The 15,524-nt window shown below is 39.8% G+C and carries 14 protein-coding genes; 8 read left to right on the top strand and 6 right to left on the bottom strand.

Translation table 11 applies throughout. The annotated features are described in order from the left end of the window. Positions 1–21: 21 nt before the first annotated feature. The 3 genes from ACX0HA_RS02550 to ACX0HA_RS02560 all read left to right on the top strand — a co-directional run bounded on the left by ACX0HA_RS02550 (position 22) and on the right by ACX0HA_RS02560 (position 3,692). The gene (locus ACX0HA_RS02550) at positions 22–468 is read left to right on the top strand and encodes a response regulator (RefSeq protein ID WP_458843705.1); all 447 of its coding nucleotides are present in this window, start codon (positions 22–24) and stop codon (positions 466–468) included. 353 nt (positions 469–821) lie between these two features. Continuing rightward, on the top strand, positions 822–1,421 hold the full coding sequence (locus ACX0HA_RS02555) for a biliverdin-producing heme oxygenase (protein ID WP_458843706.1): 600 nt from the start codon (positions 822–824) through the stop codon (positions 1,419–1,421). 3 nt (positions 1,422–1,424) lie between these two features. Further along, positions 1,425–3,692, top strand: a complete 2,268-nt coding sequence (locus tag ACX0HA_RS02560; protein WP_458843707.1) for an ATP-binding protein — start codon at positions 1,425–1,427, stop codon at positions 3,690–3,692. Between the two features lie 68 nt (positions 3,693–3,760). Here the strand turns inward: ACX0HA_RS02560 and ACX0HA_RS02565 are convergent, their stop codons facing one another. Continuing rightward, positions 3,761–3,922 (bottom strand): hypothetical protein, encoded by a 162-nt coding sequence (locus tag ACX0HA_RS02565; protein WP_458843708.1) that lies wholly within the window; start codon positions 3,920–3,922, stop codon positions 3,761–3,763. 217 nt (positions 3,923–4,139) lie between these two features. Here ACX0HA_RS02565 and fumC point away from each other — a divergent pair, with 217 nt between their 5' ends. Both fumC and ACX0HA_RS02575 read left to right on the top strand, forming a co-directional pair. Then, a complete protein-coding gene (gene fumC, locus ACX0HA_RS02570; protein WP_458843709.1) occupies positions 4,140–5,537 on the top strand; it encodes a class II fumarate hydratase in 1,398 nt (465 codons plus the stop codon). Positions 5,538–5,708: 171 nt separating this feature from the next. After that, on the top strand, positions 5,709–6,206 hold the full coding sequence (locus tag ACX0HA_RS02575) for an N-acetyltransferase family protein (RefSeq protein ID WP_458843710.1): 498 nt from the start codon (positions 5,709–5,711) through the stop codon (positions 6,204–6,206). On the opposite strand, the gene ACX0HA_RS02580 is transcribed toward ACX0HA_RS02575, so the two are convergent. Beyond that, positions 6,207–6,899 carry a DUF1003 domain-containing protein gene (locus ACX0HA_RS02580; protein WP_458843711.1) on the bottom strand — a complete coding sequence of 231 codons (693 nt, stop codon included), beginning with the start codon at positions 6,897–6,899 and terminating at the stop codon, positions 6,207–6,209. A 1-nt stretch (position 6,900) separates the two neighbouring features. After that, on the bottom strand, positions 6,901–7,983 hold the full coding sequence (corA, locus tag ACX0HA_RS02585; protein ID WP_458843712.1) for a magnesium/cobalt transporter CorA: 1,083 nt from the start codon (positions 7,981–7,983) through the stop codon (positions 6,901–6,903). A gap of 73 nt (positions 7,984–8,056) precedes the next feature. Here corA and hutI point away from each other — a divergent pair, with 73 nt between their 5' ends. Beyond that, entirely contained in the window at positions 8,057–9,292 is a 1,236-nt protein-coding gene (hutI, locus tag ACX0HA_RS02590; RefSeq protein WP_458843713.1) for an imidazolonepropionase, read from the top strand. 118 nt (positions 9,293–9,410) lie between these two features. Here hutI and ACX0HA_RS02595 read toward each other — a convergent pair whose 3' ends face one another. After that, a complete protein-coding gene (locus ACX0HA_RS02595; RefSeq protein WP_458843714.1) occupies positions 9,411–10,856 on the bottom strand; it encodes a glycosyltransferase family 2 protein in 1,446 nt (481 codons plus the stop codon). Between the two features lie 260 nt (positions 10,857–11,116). Then, entirely contained in the window at positions 11,117–11,992 is an 876-nt protein-coding gene (locus ACX0HA_RS02600) for a hypothetical protein (RefSeq protein ID WP_458843715.1), read from the bottom strand. Positions 11,993–12,094: 102 nt separating this feature from the next. On the opposite strand from ACX0HA_RS02600, the gene ACX0HA_RS02605 reads away from it, so the two are divergent. Then, entirely contained in the window at positions 12,095–13,129 is a 1,035-nt protein-coding gene (locus ACX0HA_RS02605; protein ID WP_458843716.1) for a formimidoylglutamase, read from the top strand. Positions 13,130–13,212: 83 nt separating this feature from the next. Here ACX0HA_RS02605 and ACX0HA_RS02610 read toward each other — a convergent pair whose 3' ends face one another. Beyond that, positions 13,213–14,094 carry a cation diffusion facilitator family transporter gene (locus ACX0HA_RS02610; RefSeq protein WP_458843717.1) on the bottom strand — a complete coding sequence of 294 codons (882 nt, stop codon included), beginning with the start codon at positions 14,092–14,094 and terminating at the stop codon, positions 13,213–13,215. 144 nt (positions 14,095–14,238) lie between these two features. Between ACX0HA_RS02610 and ACX0HA_RS02615 the strand changes: the two genes are divergently transcribed. Then, complete coding sequence (locus ACX0HA_RS02615) at positions 14,239–15,501, top strand: DEAD/DEAH box helicase (protein WP_458843718.1); 1,263 nt, start codon at positions 14,239–14,241, stop codon at positions 15,499–15,501. Positions 15,502–15,524 lie beyond the last annotated feature (23 nt).

Below are 15,524 nucleotides of genomic sequence, written 5' to 3' on the forward strand. Positions count from 1 at the left end.
CCAGTATAACACAAACAATTAATGCGACCTACAACACTGCACATAATGCTTGCCGACGACGATGAAGATGATCGCTTGTTTTTTAAGGAAGCCTTTGAAGAAGTTAAAATAAACTACAGGATATCTGCCTTCAATGACGGAGAACAACTGATGGATCATCTGTATGATACCGCTAACCCATTACCGGATATTATTTTCCTTGACCTTAACATGCCAAGAAAGTCCGGTATTGAGTGTCTTAAAGAAATAAGGGCAAATGAGCGCCTTCAAAAGATATCGGTAGCTATTTATTCTACATCTTCATCCGAACAGGATATTGAAGACACATTTGTGTCAGGCGCCAATGTTTACATCAAAAAACCGAATGACTTTAACATGCTGAAGAAAATATTAAGCGATGTGGTTCATATCAACTGGCAATACATCACAGACGGACTAAACAAAGACAGCTTTATATTGAGCTTATAGAAGTCGCAAAATATATAAAATAAAAAAAGGTACCTGCCCCCCAGCTCGGTACCTTTTTTATTTGGTCTTAAAATAATGCTTTCGCTTTATTTTAAATTGCTACAAATAGTCTTAATAACTATTTCCAACAAAGCAAAAATACGTTAGACTCTAAATTATGTATTACAGGATTTTACAAGTTGTGTTATAACATAAAACAGGAATGTTTTAATTTAACACATAACCTCCTAAACACCTTTAAATCCTACATGTTGATTACTAATATGTTTCATAAAGTTTTAAAAAAACCGACAGATTTAATATCCGATTTAGGTATATTTGTTTTACATACATTCATAAATTACCACTTCATAATGAATACCACAACAATCCCTTCATTTCTTGACAATCTGCGTACGGCTACATCACAATCACATATAAATCTGGAAGCATTGCCAATATCAGCATCCATAATGAATCCCGAAGTAACCAATGCTGAATATGCCCTGTACCTACGCCTGATGTATGATGTAGTTAAAGATGCCGAAGACAACATTTTCCCTGCTATCGCAGCAGTTATTACCGATCTTAAAGAAAGAAACAAAGCATATTTACTGGAAAAAGACCTTAAGGCTCTCGGCAATTTTACCGAAAGCAGCTCAAAGCCTGTAAGCAGTTTATTAGACAATCCTTCTATCGCTTTTGCACTGGGAATCATGTATGTAATCGAAGGATCATCACTTGGCGGAAGGGTTATACTAAAGAACATCAATGCCGCTCTTGGACATGATATCGAAAATGGCGCTGCCTACTTTGGCGGATATGGAGGACAGACCGGAAGCTACTGGAAAAATTTCCTTGGCATGCTGACAGAGTATGAAACTGAAAACAATAACGCTGATGAAATCATAGCCGGTGCCGATTATGCTTTTAATGCCATAAGCAGGCATTTTTCAGAAAATACCACAAAATAATTTATGCAGATAAAGGATATTGTAAACAGGGATATTGTAAATCTCACCAACTGCGAGCAGGAACCAATTCACATTCCGGGCAGCATACAGCCGCACGGTTTTATACTTGGTCTTAAAGAAAGTACTTTTGTTATTGATTATTGCAGTGCTAACTGTGAAGCATTCATAAGCATAACCCATAATCAGTTACTTGGAAAGTCTTTTAACGAGGTATTTGGTGATGAGGCTTTGGCCGAATTAAAGCACTATATCCTTAAAGATCAAATGCTTTCTTCATCGCTGCTGAACGTTCAGCTGGCCGGTGAAAATTTCCTTTGCACAGTACACTTTAGTAACGGCATATACATACTTGAAGCTGAACCTGTAAGCAGGGATGACAAGAATGTAAGTGATGTTTATGACCAGACATCACAGTTCCTGCTGTACATGCACGACACCCATACCCTTAAAGAACTGTGCCAGCTTGTAGCAAACGGAACACGCGAAATTACAGGATATGACAGGGTAATGATCTATCGTTTTGACAAAGATTATAACGGAGAGGTATTTGCCGAAAGCGTTCGCGATGATCTTGAGCCTTTTCTGGGGTTACACTATCCGCATACTGATATTCCGCCGCAAGCGAGGGAATTATACATGAAAAACCTCCTCAGGCTTATTACAGACATCAACTATACTCCTGTTCCTATTTACACAATTGATGACTCACAAGATAAGAATCTTGACCTGAGTTTATCCATACTGCGCAGCACCTCACCTATCCATGTGCAATACCTGCACAACATGGGCGTTGGCGCTACCCTCACAATATCGCTTATTTACAAGAAAAAGCTTTGGGGGTTAATTGCATGCCATCATTATTCTCCAAAGAACCTAACACCCGAAATACGCCTTGCCGCACAGCTACAGGGACATTTCATCACTTCACAAATTGACCTTAGGCAATCTACCGAAGAGTATGAAGTTTCGCGTAAATGTAATGAAGAGCTTAAAAAACTGAATACTTTCAGCCTTACCGGTAAAGATTCAGGCAAATTCAACGACCTCATAAAAGCCGAAGGCATAACTGAGCTGTGTAATGCTGCAGGGGTAGCCATAGTATTTAATGGTGCCGTATATAAAAATGGCATTACCCCTACTGACGATGAACTGCAAAACATGGCCAACTGGCTGGCTGCCTATACCCATAACAGTTCTTTTTATACTGATAAACTTGTAGATTACTTCCCCAACAAACTGGAAATGTGCGGACAAACATCCGGACTTATCTATAATTCGCTGGATATGGAAAGTAACAACTGTATTATGTGGTTCAGGCCGGAGACAAAAACAGAGGTTAACTGGGCTGGAGACCCCAATAAAGCGATTGTTAAGGACAAGAACGGATTATCACCACGTAATTCCTTCAAGCTTTGGAAAGAAACTATAAGCTGTACAAGTAAACCGTGGTTACAACCCGAAATCATTACAGCTTCAACGTATGCCAACAGCCTTCAGCGTCAGATAAACCTATTGACAATTTCCCTGGAAGAAGAAAAATACCGTAAACTGAGTGAACTGCTGAAAGAAACCAATTCTGAACTTGAAAATATTAACTGGATAAGCACACACGACCTTCAGGAACCTTTGCGTAAAATCCAGGTTATTTCCTCAAGGATACTCAGTAAAGAAAAAGAGATATCAGAGAATGTTCAGGATGCCATACAACGCATGAACAGTTCTGCCGGAAGGATGCAGACACTATTGGTCGATATATTAAAATATACCCGCCTTAAACATACTGATGATGCTTTTGAAAATGTAAATCTCAATCAGCTTATCGATGAGTTAAGGGATGAAATGGGCGAAACACTGAATGAAAAATCGACAACGATACATTCAGCAGAACTTCCTGTAGTAAAAGGAGTGCCATTTCTTCTAAAACAGCTTTTCTCTAACCTTATCACCAACTCTGTAAAGTATAGTGCCGAAAACAGGGCTCCTGAAATAAACATCACTACAAGCCCTGTACCCATGACATACAATGGAGAGGATAATGGATTTTACAACGTGATCCATTTTACAGATAACGGTATTGGCTTTGAACCTCAGTTTGCCGAATCAATCTTTAATATTTTCACCAAACTGCACACAACAGATCAATACAAAGGATCGGGTGTTGGGCTGGCACTATGCAAAAAAATAATGCAAAACCATCAAGGGTATATTACAGCAGTAAGCACGCTGGGCGAAGGCACTACCATAAGCCTTTACTTTCCTTTTTATGAATAGCAAACAGATACAAATAAAAAAGCCCTGATAATGTTATCAGGGCTTTTTTATGTGGAAAAAAATTGAGATTACTCTTTATTTTTTTTCTGAGCGTTTCTTTCTTTAATAAGTTCGATAGCACCACCAGTTACCCAGTACATTACAAAAGGTACAAGGAACATCATTAACCAAAAACCGATTGAGATTATGGTAAGAAAAGCTAAGAAACCTAAATATTGTGTAAATTCCATTTTTCTGATTGTTTGAATTCAGCCCCAAATATAGGGCGAATATTTATTTTAACCAACAACTGCAAGGTAAAATCATTATAAATTATTTAGGAAATCATTTTTTAAACCTGCTTATAATGCTTATTTTTGGCAGGCTATTTAAACTGCCGTACACACATACAGGCATTTAGATAGCTTACCTTATAACAAACAAATACAACAATAAAACATTCTGAAAATGGAATACAGGATTGAAAAAGACACCATGGGTGAAGTAAAAGTACCTGCAGACAAATACTGGGGTGCACAAACTGAACGTTCAAGAAACAATTTCAAGATAGGCCCTTCAGGCTCTATGCCAAAAGAGATCGTTGAAGGCTTTGCATACCTTAAAAAGGCTGCTGCTTATGCTAACCATGACCTTGGTGTGCTTTCTGCTGAAAAACGTGACGCTATCGGACAGGTATGTGACGAGATCCTTGCAGGCAAACTTGATGCTGAGTTCCCATTGGTTATATGGCAGACAGGCTCTGGAACACAGAGCAACATGAACGTGAACGAAGTGGTGGCTAACAGGGCTCAGGTGCTTGCCGGCGGCAAAATTGGCGAAGGCGAACCTGTACTTAAAGCTAACGATGACGTAAACAAGTCTCAGTCTTCTAACGATACTTATCCTACAGGCATGCACATTGCTGCATACAAAGCTGTTGTAGAAGTTACAATACCAGGAGTTGAAAAACTTCGTGATACGCTTAAAGCTAAGTCACAGGAGTACATGAATGTGGTAAAAATTGGTCGTACACACTTAATGGACGCAACTCCCCTAACTCTTGGGCAGGAGCTTTCAGGTTATGTGGCACAGCTTAATTATGGCCTTAAAGCCGTTAAAAATACGCTTGCACACCTTTCAGAAGTTGCCCTTGGGGGTACAGCGGTAGGTACAGGACTTAACACACCGGAAGGTTATGATGTGAAAGTAGCTGAGTATATCGCTAAATTTACAGGACACCCTTTTGTAACTGCTGAAAACAAATTCGAAGCACTTGCTGCTCACGATGCAATCGTTGAGACACATGGAGCATTAAAAATGTTGGCTGTTTCTCTTAACAAAATAGCAAACGACATCCGTATGATGGCATCTGGCCCGCGTTCAGGAATTGGTGAAATCTATATCCCGGAAAATGAACCTGGATCGTCTATCATGCCGGGCAAAGTGAATCCTACACAGTGTGAAGCGCTTACTATGGTTTGTGCACAGGTAATGGGTAATGATGTAGCAATCACAATCGGTGGTACACAGGGTCATTACGAACTTAACGTATTCAAACCGTTGATGGCTGCTAACTTCCTGCAGTCGGCAAGGCTTCTTGGTGATGCATGTGTTTCGTTTGACGAGCATTGTGCACAGGGTATTGAGCCAAACTACGGCCGTATCAAAGAACTTGTAGACAACTCACTTATGCTTGTTACAGCACTTAATACTAAGATTGGTTACTATAAAGCTGCTGAAATAGCTCAGACAGCACACAAAAACGGAACTACTCTTAAAGATGAGGCAGTACGTTTAGGTTATGTAACCCCTGAAGATTTTGATGCTTGGGTTAAACCTGAAGAAATGGTAGGATCACTTAAGTAATCCTTCATCTATTATATCTAAAGGCTGTCTGAAAAGATGGCCTTTTTTATTTATAACCTAATAATTAGCCATAAAGAACACTAAGGTGGCACTACTGCCACAAGCTTAGTGTTCTTTATGAAAAAGCCTGGTGTACCTTGTGGTTAAAAATGCTTATTATTATATTTGAGGATGCAAACAAATATCCGCCTTGCTGAAGTCAAAGATCTATGGGAGATTCTTGAAATCATAAACCACAATATCCTGCACAGTACAGCAGTGTATGACTATGAACCAAAATCAATAGATGATATGCAGGTTTGGTTTCAGGAAAGACAACAAGATGGATTTAAAGTAATTGTTGCTGAATATGAAAATGCAATAGCAGGTTATGCCGCCTATGGTATTTTTAAGCCAAAGGCAGGTTACCGGTTTACTGTAGAACATTCGGTTTATGTCTCTGAGAATTTTCACGGAAAAGGTATCGGCAAGCTATTGATGGCAGAACTAATTGCTATTGCAAAAGCAGAAGGCATCCACAGCATGATAGGCGTTATTGATGCCGACAATGCTTCGAGTATTGCTTTTCACAAACAGTTTGGATTTAAAGAAACCGGATTTCTTAAAGAAGCCGGATTTAAATTCGGACGCTGGCTGGATGTTACCTTTATGCAGTTGATATTGGAGTAGTTACTTCTTCTCCATCCTTGCAAGGATGTCATTCATCATATCGATCTGCACTTTTTGTATCTCGATAAGTGATTGTTCCTGGTGCAATATCAGGTGATCCAACTTTTCATGCAGCATGCGTATTTCCAGTTCCGATTTCAGGTTGACCATATAGTCGTTCTGTGCCTTTTCACGGTCTTTTTCGCTCTGGCGGTTCTGGCTCATCATGATAACAGGTGCCTGCAATGCAGCAATACAGGAAAGAATAAGGTTTAGTAATATAAATGGATAAGGATCGAAACCTTTATTTAGCAATATGAATACATTTAATGCGATCCACCCTAACAGGAATCCGACGAACATCAGGATAAACGTCCAGCTTCCGCCAAAGGTTGCCACCTTATCGGCCACACGCTGCCCAAAAGTTGACTTTACATCCTCATCATCAGGGTTGTCAGACAATAGCTTGTCATTTTTGAGGGCATCCACCACTTTGGTCTCCATTTCAGAAAGCTCTCCTAATTCATGCTCTAAAAAATCAGAGATGTACTTCGCCCTGTACTGGTTTAGTTCACCTATTGACAGGCTGCAGGTATCGTCAAAATGCGGAGCATCTTTTTTTATCTCGTCAAGTATAGGCTGGCGCACCAGTTTGGCAGGTACTTTTTCTTTATTTGAAAACTCTCTTCCTGATATATCGCTTATAAATTTCATATTAAAACCAGTCTTTCTTTTTAAAATATATTGTCATGCATATCGCTATAAACCCCATGCTGCCTAACACCCAGTAATAGCCATTCTCTGTACGCAGCTCAGGCATATTGTCAAAATTCATCCCATATACACCCACTATAAATGTCAAAGGCATGAAAATTACCGAAAATATGGTTAGGGTTTTCATTATTTGGTTCATTCGCTGGCTTTGTGACGAAAAATGAAAATTAGAAGCACTTTCAAGTGAAGTGAGGTCATAATCGACCTGATCGAGCATTTCAAGGCATTTTTGGTGCAGGCGTGCAAAGAATACATGTGTCGACTTACGTATCGTATCATACTCATCATCTTCATCTTTAGCACTCTTCAGGTTATAAAGTGCATCACGGAGTGGCGTGATAGAGCGCTTGATATAATTCAGCTCATCGCGACTTTTTTCCACACCTGTTATAAAATCACTCTTGTTACTTACTTTACCGTCGTGTAATGCTTCCACTCTGTCTTCAAAACGCTCGATGGTAATAAAGAAATTCTCCATGATGGCATCAAGCATAAGATATAGTAAATAGTCATTTTTCTTTTTGCGCACTATACCCCCACCCGTACGGATGCGTTCACGGATATGCGCAAAGTAATCGCTCTTTTTTTCCTGGAAAGAAACAATAACATTGTCTTTTAAAAGGAAGCTAATCTGCTCTGTTTTTATATTTCCGTCTTTCTCTTCCTGCAAAACCGACTTGACGCTAAAGAATAAAACATCACCAAATTCTTCAATACGTGTACGTCGGGATGTATTAAGTATATCACCCGTTATATAAGGTTCAACATTAAAAAAACCTGTAATTCTTTGAATTAAGTCAACATCATTCAATCCATGGATATTCAGCCACTTGACATCATTTACCTGAAGTTCGTCTTTACACTCCGAAAACACCCTTTCCAACGCAACATTTCTGTATTCTTCGTAGCCTTCTTCATCAAAAACAAAGAGCTGCATCTCAACAGGATCGGTTTTATACTCACCGGTATATTCAAAATTATAGGGTTGTACCTTGCGTACCTTGCTGTATTTTATTCTTTTCACAGTACAGTATTTCTTTACTATAAATATAGGCGTTTTTTAAAAATCCATTCTATTTTTACAAAAAGTTTAATTCATGAAAACCCTAATCACAAATATTAAAGAATTACTGCAAATACGAGAGGCAGGAGTGACTAAAGTTTCCGGAAAAGAAATGGCTGACCTTCCGTTACTTAACAACGCATGGCTTGCCATAAAAGACAACCTTATCGACAGCTTTGGTACTATGGACAGCTGTCCTGAAACCACAGGATATACTGTTATTGATGCCACTGGAAAAGCCGTTCTGCCCGCCTGGTGCGACAGCCATACACATATTGTATATGCAGGCAACCGTGTTACTGAGTTCGTAGACAGGATAAACGGACTTACCTATGAGGAAATCTTTAACCGTGGAGGCGGAATTCTTAATTCTTCAAAAAAACTGAACGAAACCAGCGAAGATGCTATTTATGAGCAGTCAAAACATCGCCTTATAGAAGTAATGCAACAAGGAACAGGTGCGGTTGAAATTAAATCAGGCTACGGACTTACAGTCGAAGGTGAACTTAAAATGTTACGTGTCATCAAACGTCTGAAGGAAGAATATCCTATAGCCATAAAAGCTACTTTTCTTGGTGCGCATGCCTTCCCTGCCGAATATAAAGAGAACCACAGCGGCTATATTGACCTTATCGTAAACGAAATGCTGCCGAAGATAGCCGAAGAAAAACTTGCCGATTATATAGATGCCTTTTTAGAAACAGGCTACTTCTCGATCGAGGAAACCGAACGTATTATGGAAGCTGGTAAGAAATATGGTATGCCGGCAAAGATTCACGTAAACCAGTTTACTGCAATTAACGGAATCGAAGCCTGTGTAAAACACGATGCGTTGAGTGTAGATCATCTTGAGATCGTCACCGATGAAGATATTGAAGTGCTAAAAAACAGTAACACCATGCCCGTGGCATTGCCTACCTGCTCATTCTTTATCAGTATTCCGTATACTCCTGCGCGCAAAATGCTTGAAGCAGGGCTACCTCTGGCACTTGCTACCGATTTCAATCCCGGTACAACTCCATCAGGCAACATGAACCTCGTTGTAGCGACTGCATGCATAAAAATGAAGATGACCCCGGAAGAGGCTATTAATGCGGCGACCATCAATGGAGCATACGCAATGGGACTAAGCGATACTCACGGCAGTATTACCATAGGAAAGAGAGCCAACCTTATCATTACTAAACCGGTCACCTCATATTACCAATTGCCTTATGCTTTTGGAAGTAACCTGATTGACACTGTAATAATTGAAGGGAAGACAGTATAAAATATCCAGAAAAGCATTATCTAAACTACTACTCGCTTTAGAGTAAAATGACAAGGAGCTTTCTCAAAAATGAGAAAGCCCCTTGTTTTATACCCTGATTCTTTTAAAGTGAACCGGTTTATGAAATATTCTTTTCCTGCACCAATTCTCTGGTAAGCCAGCCGCTGCGGCCCATTGTGGCAATTGCATAGGGCGTTATCCAGAACAAACAAAACGTATAGAGTATACTGTAGGAATAGGCCCAGAAAGCACCTTTTACATTATGTTTTTTGGAATAAAAAATTACTGAGAAGCTCGAGAATATCAATATACTTACCAATGTGGTACTTAAGAACAGTAGCGGATGCGTTACAACAAAAAGAAGCATTAACGCAATAAGCGGATAGGCCATTACAATTCTTATAAACTGGTTGATGAACAGAAGCCTGGCGCCAAACCTGCTTCCTTCACGAAACCTGGCAAATATGAATTTTGACATCATTATGTTCTCTCTTATATTGCTCCTGCCCCATCTTATAAACATTTTAGAAAGCCCACTAAGTTTTTCAGGAACATTAGTAAGTACAACTGCATTTTTCTGAAACACTACATGATGTCCCTGTTTAAGTATCATATTAGTCATCGCCCTGTCTTCCCCTATATTAGAAGGCTGTCCCATGAAGCTTTGATCAATCCATTCTTCAAGACAGTTAAACACAGCCACTCTTTTGTAAGCTGCCAGTGCACCCGGTGTACACATTACCGACCCCAAAGCACTTTCGGCAGATCGCATGAACTCAAAGCTCATGGCAAAACTAACATTAAGCATTTTAGGAATAATAGCTTTCTTATTGTTTAGCACACGTACGTTTCCGGCAACTGCACCACAATTCTCATCCGTCACAAAAGGGCTTACCAGATTGCGCAATGTATCAGCCATTACTACAGAATCACTGTCTACAGTTACAAAAACCTCTCCCTTACCCGATTGGAAACCACGGTAAAGAGCATGGCGCTTGCCTCTGTTTTCCGGCTGCTGGCAGATGGATATCCTGTCACCTAATTCAGCTTTGGCGCGCTGCATCCATTGCCATGTATCATCTTTACTACCATCATCTATAGCCATTATTTCGAGTTTGGCTTCAGGATAGCTGCTTTTGACAAGGCTTACCAGCGTATCAAAGACCAGCCTGCCCTCATTGTAAGCAGGCACAATTACGGTACATACCGGCAATTGATCATCTGGTACTGACTTGATGAGTTTGTACTTAAAATAAAGAACTATATTGTATATGAAAAAGCTAACCTGGAATAAGAACAGTGTTCCGGTAAGCACTAATAGTGCGAAACCCCAAGACGTTGCCATCCTGTCCAGATTTAATTGCTCAAACTCGTCTTTCAAAAAATAAAAGGCTACGGTGGCCCCTATGAGCAGGGAAAAAGTTCCTGCCAATACAAAAAGTTGTTTTCTGCGCTGTGCTTTCAACTGTTGTATAATAAATTTTCTTTGTGGTTTTTCGGCAATGTTTTCTTTTACCATCTCTATTGATGGAAGTGTCGGGGTAGTTTCGGTGTAATTTAGCATTATAGGTGTGTTTTTAGAAATAGGCTTTTGGAAGCATAACCCAAATACCAAACACTATACCTTTTTAACAAACCACTGTATACCAACAACAACGGTAAACTACAATCTCTTGTTACCCATTTTTTTTCTACACTTTTTCGCATATTTCCACACTTTCCCCAAGCAATGCCAACGATGATAGCAGCTCATGAAGATATTTGTTATATGCAAAAAGGGGCTGTCCTTTTGAGACAGCCCCTTTTAATTATTCTAAAATCTGATTATCTCAGGTTGAAAGTTGTGTTGCCAACAAGCTGGCCTTTATCGAATACATTTACAGTATAAAGTCCTTTAGCAAAGTCTTTTCCTGAAATTGTTTCTTTAACTTCCATCGTTTTGTTTTCGTAAATAGCATTAGTAATAAAGCTGTACGTTAGTGACTGGTCACCAAATGCCTCAGTAGCTTTATCTCCTATTACATTGTTTTTAGGGTCGATAACCTGTACATAGTACATTTTGTTACCTGCAGCTGCAACTTCGTTAGCCGCAATTGTAAAAGTAACCTTGATCACATCAACTCTGCTAGCTTTGTCTGTCTGTATCAGTTTACCTGAACTTCTCTCTTTATACGGCTGTATATGAAGATTTAAAAGTTGAAGTTTAGCTGCTCTCTCAACAGTTTTAGAAAGCTTCTCGTTTTGCCCTACAAGAGTGTCATTAAACCTCTTAGACTCACCAAGAGCCGTTGCAGTACTGTCACGTTGTGTAGTAAGTGTAGCGTTTTGCTCCTTAAGTGCAGTGTTTTGCGCAATTAAGTCATCGTACTCACGCTTAAGTTTACGATAATCATTTTTGTAATGTGCTAAAGAAGCAACATCACCTTTAGATTTTTTCACCTCTGCAAGAAGCTGCTCAATTTTCGCGCGCTCTGCTTCAAGGTCACCTTTAATGGCAGAGTTGTCCGCAATAGCTGCATCATAATTTGCTTTTGTCTCCTCAAGATCATGAATAAGCTTGTCTTTTTCAGACATAAGCGTTTTCTCTGTTGTCTCGCTGTCTGTACTCATTTTGTACATGTAAGCAAGGCTTCCCGCTAGTAATATGGCTAATATTACTATAATAGCCTTTAAACTAGAATTACTTTTTTGATTTTCCATTGTTAAAATATTTTTTCCAAATTTATATTAATTTTGATTTGCCAATAGTATTTTAACGAAAATTTAGGGGAAAATAGTATTTTTGAATCCAACAAAAACAACATGGAAAACATCATAAGGTTCACTGTTAACGACCAGACTAAATATACTGCTCAACGAAGCGGAGAAATCAAATTTGGAGAAAGGATACTTACTATCCCCAAAGAAGCAAGTGTACCCGAATTCCTAAGATCCAGCGAAGCCGAATATGTACTTTTAGGTATCCCTGAAGATATTGGGGTGCGTGCTAACTTCGGAAGACCTGGCACCGCATCAGCCTGGGAATCAACGATAAAAAGTATCGTAAATCTTCAGCATAACAAATATGCCAAAGGGAGCAATCTTGTAATATTAGGACAAATCAATGTTACTGAATTGATGACCGAAGCAGCAACCCTGGATGCTACTACCTTTGAAGGACGCAAAAAACTTTCTGAACTCGTAGACAAGCTGGACAAAGATGTTGCCCACGTTGTATGCCAGATAGTTGCAGCAGGAAAAACCCCGATAATCATTGGCGGAGGCCACAACAATGCCTACGGAAATATTAAGGGTACGGCATTGGCAAAAGGCAAACCCGTTAATGCCATTAACTTTGATGCACATACCGATTTCAGGCAGTTGGAAGGCCGCCATAGTGGTAACGGATTCTCTTATGCCTTTGAAGAAGGCTTCCTGAAAAAATACTTTATTTTCGGTCTGCATGAGAACTACACTTCTAAAGCAGTGACGGAAAATATAAAGAAATATTACGACCGCATTAAATTCAATACATACGAGCAGATAAGTGTTCGCAAAGAAAAAAGCTACTCTGAGGAGATGGCACATGCCCTTGGATTTATTGAAGATGATGCTTATGGTATAGAAATCGACTTGGATTCAATCCCCAATGTTGCAAGTAGTGCCATAACACCTACAGGATTCAGCGTTGAGAAAGTAAGACAATTTATTCATTACCTTGGACAGCATAAAAATGCTGCTTATCTGCATATCTGCGAAGGTGCACCCGATCTTGATAACGAAAAGAACAATCACCTTACCGGAAAGCTTATCGCCTACCTGATAACGGACTTTATGAAAGCGAAATCGGATATTTAGATTTTTAGATAGTTTGATTATTTGGACTATCGAATAACCAAAAAATCCATCAATTCAATCGTCTAACTATCTAACAATCCTTCTTAATGATGATGTCCATCAGGCTCAATGTGAATCATTACCTCAATAAATTGCGGTAATACCTTTTGGATATGATCTTTAACAGCATGTGATATGGTATGCCCTTCGGTTACCGATAAATTACCGTCTACCCAAATGTGTAGGTCGGCATGGTTTAGCACCCCCATTTTTCGGGTGTGGCATTTCTCAACGTTGGTAACCCCATTTATTTCGGCAGCAAGTTCACGTACCCGTTCATTAAGTGCCGGATCAAGGTCTTCATCAAGAAGTTCCCCTATTGCCGGCCTTGCAATCTGGTAGACATTAATCAGGATTATTGCACTTGCTAAAAGAGCCGCATAATCATCTGCTGCCTCATAACCTTTGCCTCCTATAAGCGAAATACTGATACCTATAAAAGCAGCTGCCGATGTTATGGCATCGCTCCTGTGATGAAAAGCATCAGCTTTAATTGCTTCGCTATTTATTGCAATTCCAACTTTTTTCACATAACGATATAATATCTCTTTGGTAGCGATAACAACCAGTAATATGATCAGTGTATAAGCTTTCGGGCTTTTATGAGGTGTCATGATATTATGCACACTCTCTTTTCCTATTACAAAGGCGGCAACAGTAAGTGCAAGAGCAATCCCGATAGCAATAAGTGCTTCGGCTTTTCCGTGTCCGTAAGGATGGTCTTCATCCGCAGGCTTGGAAGCCCATTTAAGGCCAAGCCAAAGCATGCTTGAAGTAAAGATATCGGCAGTAGACTCAATAGCATCGGCAATAAGAGCATAAGAATTACCAAATATACCTCCCAATGCTTTTAATATTGCAAGTATACCACTGACAACTATCCCGACAAATGTTGTTTGCAGACCTTTATTTTCAGTTTTTGCCATAACTGTGCTGTAGATTGAGAGTAAGAATTTGAGCCGGTAAAAATACGCCTTTAAAAGCCCCGACGGTAAAAACAAACGGTAATTTTTTTTAGCCTATCTTTGTAGCATCTTTGCGACATCTGTAAAGAAATAAATTACATTTAAATGACATTTGAAGAGCTTAATCTAATACGAAATATACAACAGGCCCTGACAGAAGAAGGTTACAAAAGCCCTACTCCTATCCAGGAACAAGCCATCCCAATCATACTTGAAGGAACCGACCTTGTAGGCTGTGCGCAGACAGGCACAGGAAAAACAGCAGCTTTTGCGATCCCTATCCTTAACTCACTGCACCACATTGTAGGTTCATCTAAAAAAGTAAAGCATATCCGTACGCTTGTAGTTACACCTACACGTGAACTTGCATTACAGATCGGCGAGAGCTTTGACACGTATGGTAAATATACCAACATCCGCCAGCTTACTATTTTTGGAGGTGTTAACCAGGTTCCGCAAACGGACCAACTTAAACGTGGCGTTGATATTCTTATCGCAACTCCGGGAAGGCTATTAGACCTGCACAAGCAAGGCTTCATAAACCTTGACCACCTGCATACGCTGGTACTTGATGAGGCCGACCAGATGCTGGATATGGGATTCATCAACGATGTAAAGAAAATCATCAAGCTTACTCCTGATAACAGGCAGACACTATTGTTCTCGGCTACCATGCCGATTGCGATCCGTGAGCTTGCCGATAGTTTCCTTACCAACCCGAAATATGTTTCGGTTACACCTGTATCATCTACTGCCGAAAGGGTAAAACAACAAATATACTTTGTAGATAAAGGCGACAAGCGTAAGCTTTTATACCACCTTATCCGTAACGAGAACCTAAGCAACTTACTGGTATTTAGCCGTACTAAGCACGGTGCTGACAACGTTGTAAAAGCACTAAAGAAAAACGGTGTTGAGGCCGGTGCCATACACGGCGATAAATCACAGAGTTCAAGACAGCGTATTCTTGATGCTTTCAAAAACAAAGAAATTCCTGTACTGGTAGCTACCGATATCGCCGCACGTGGTATTGATATTGAAAACCTGCCGTATGTAATAAACTTCGACCTTCCTAACATCCCTGAAACCTATGTACACCGCATTGGCCGTACGGGAAGGGCCGGAAATGAAGGACTGGCAATATCTTTCTGTGGTAAAGATGAGCTTCCTTACCTTAAGGACATCGAAAAGCTAATCCGTATTAAGATCAAAGTAATAGACGGACATCCTTTCCCTTATGCAGATGAAGTTCCCGGAGCTAAACCTGAAGAGCAGAAAAAGCCCGACCTTCGCAATAAGAATAAGCAGAATCAGAACAACTCAAGAAAGTCTGAAGCTTCTAAAAAAAATAAAAGACGCTGGTATTAATACCGGCGTTTTTTGCGTTATAG

The sequence above is a fragment of the Flavobacterium hauense genome, from assembly GCF_054457175.1.

Bases quoted from the DNA above. Each gene is read 5' to 3' on its own strand.
- ACX0HA_RS02565 (WP_458843708.1), bottom strand. From the start codon at position 3,922: ATGGAATTTACACAATATTTAGGTTTCTTAGCTTTTCTTACCATAATC.
- ACX0HA_RS02605 (WP_458843716.1), top strand. From the start codon at position 12,095: ATGGAAAACATCATAAGGTTCACTGTTAACGACCAGACTAAATATACT.
- fumC (WP_458843709.1), top strand. From the start codon at position 4,140: ATGGAATACAGGATTGAAAAAGACACCATGGGTGAAGTAAAAGTACCT.
- ACX0HA_RS02615 (WP_458843718.1), top strand. From the start codon at position 14,239: ATGACATTTGAAGAGCTTAATCTAATACGAAATATACAACAGGCCCTG.
- ACX0HA_RS02600 (WP_458843715.1), bottom strand. From the start codon at position 11,992: ATGGAAAATCAAAAAAGTAATTCTAGTTTAAAGGCTATTATAGTAATA.
- ACX0HA_RS02560 (WP_458843707.1), top strand. From the start codon at position 1,425: ATGCAGATAAAGGATATTGTAAACAGGGATATTGTAAATCTCACCAAC.
- ACX0HA_RS02550 (WP_458843705.1), top strand. From the start codon at position 22: ATGCGACCTACAACACTGCACATAATGCTTGCCGACGACGATGAAGAT.
- ACX0HA_RS02595 (WP_458843714.1), bottom strand. From the start codon at position 10,856: ATGCTAAATTACACCGAAACTACCCCGACACTTCCATCAATAGAGATG.
- hutI (WP_458843713.1), top strand. From the start codon at position 8,057: ATGAAAACCCTAATCACAAATATTAAAGAATTACTGCAAATACGAGAG.
- ACX0HA_RS02575 (WP_458843710.1), top strand. From the start codon at position 5,709: ATGCAAACAAATATCCGCCTTGCTGAAGTCAAAGATCTATGGGAGATT.
- ACX0HA_RS02555 (WP_458843706.1), top strand. From the start codon at position 822: ATGAATACCACAACAATCCCTTCATTTCTTGACAATCTGCGTACGGCT.
- ACX0HA_RS02610 (WP_458843717.1), bottom strand. From the start codon at position 14,094: ATGGCAAAAACTGAAAATAAAGGTCTGCAAACAACATTTGTCGGGATA.
- ACX0HA_RS02580 (WP_458843711.1), bottom strand. From the start codon at position 6,899: ATGAAATTTATAAGCGATATATCAGGAAGAGAGTTTTCAAATAAAGAA.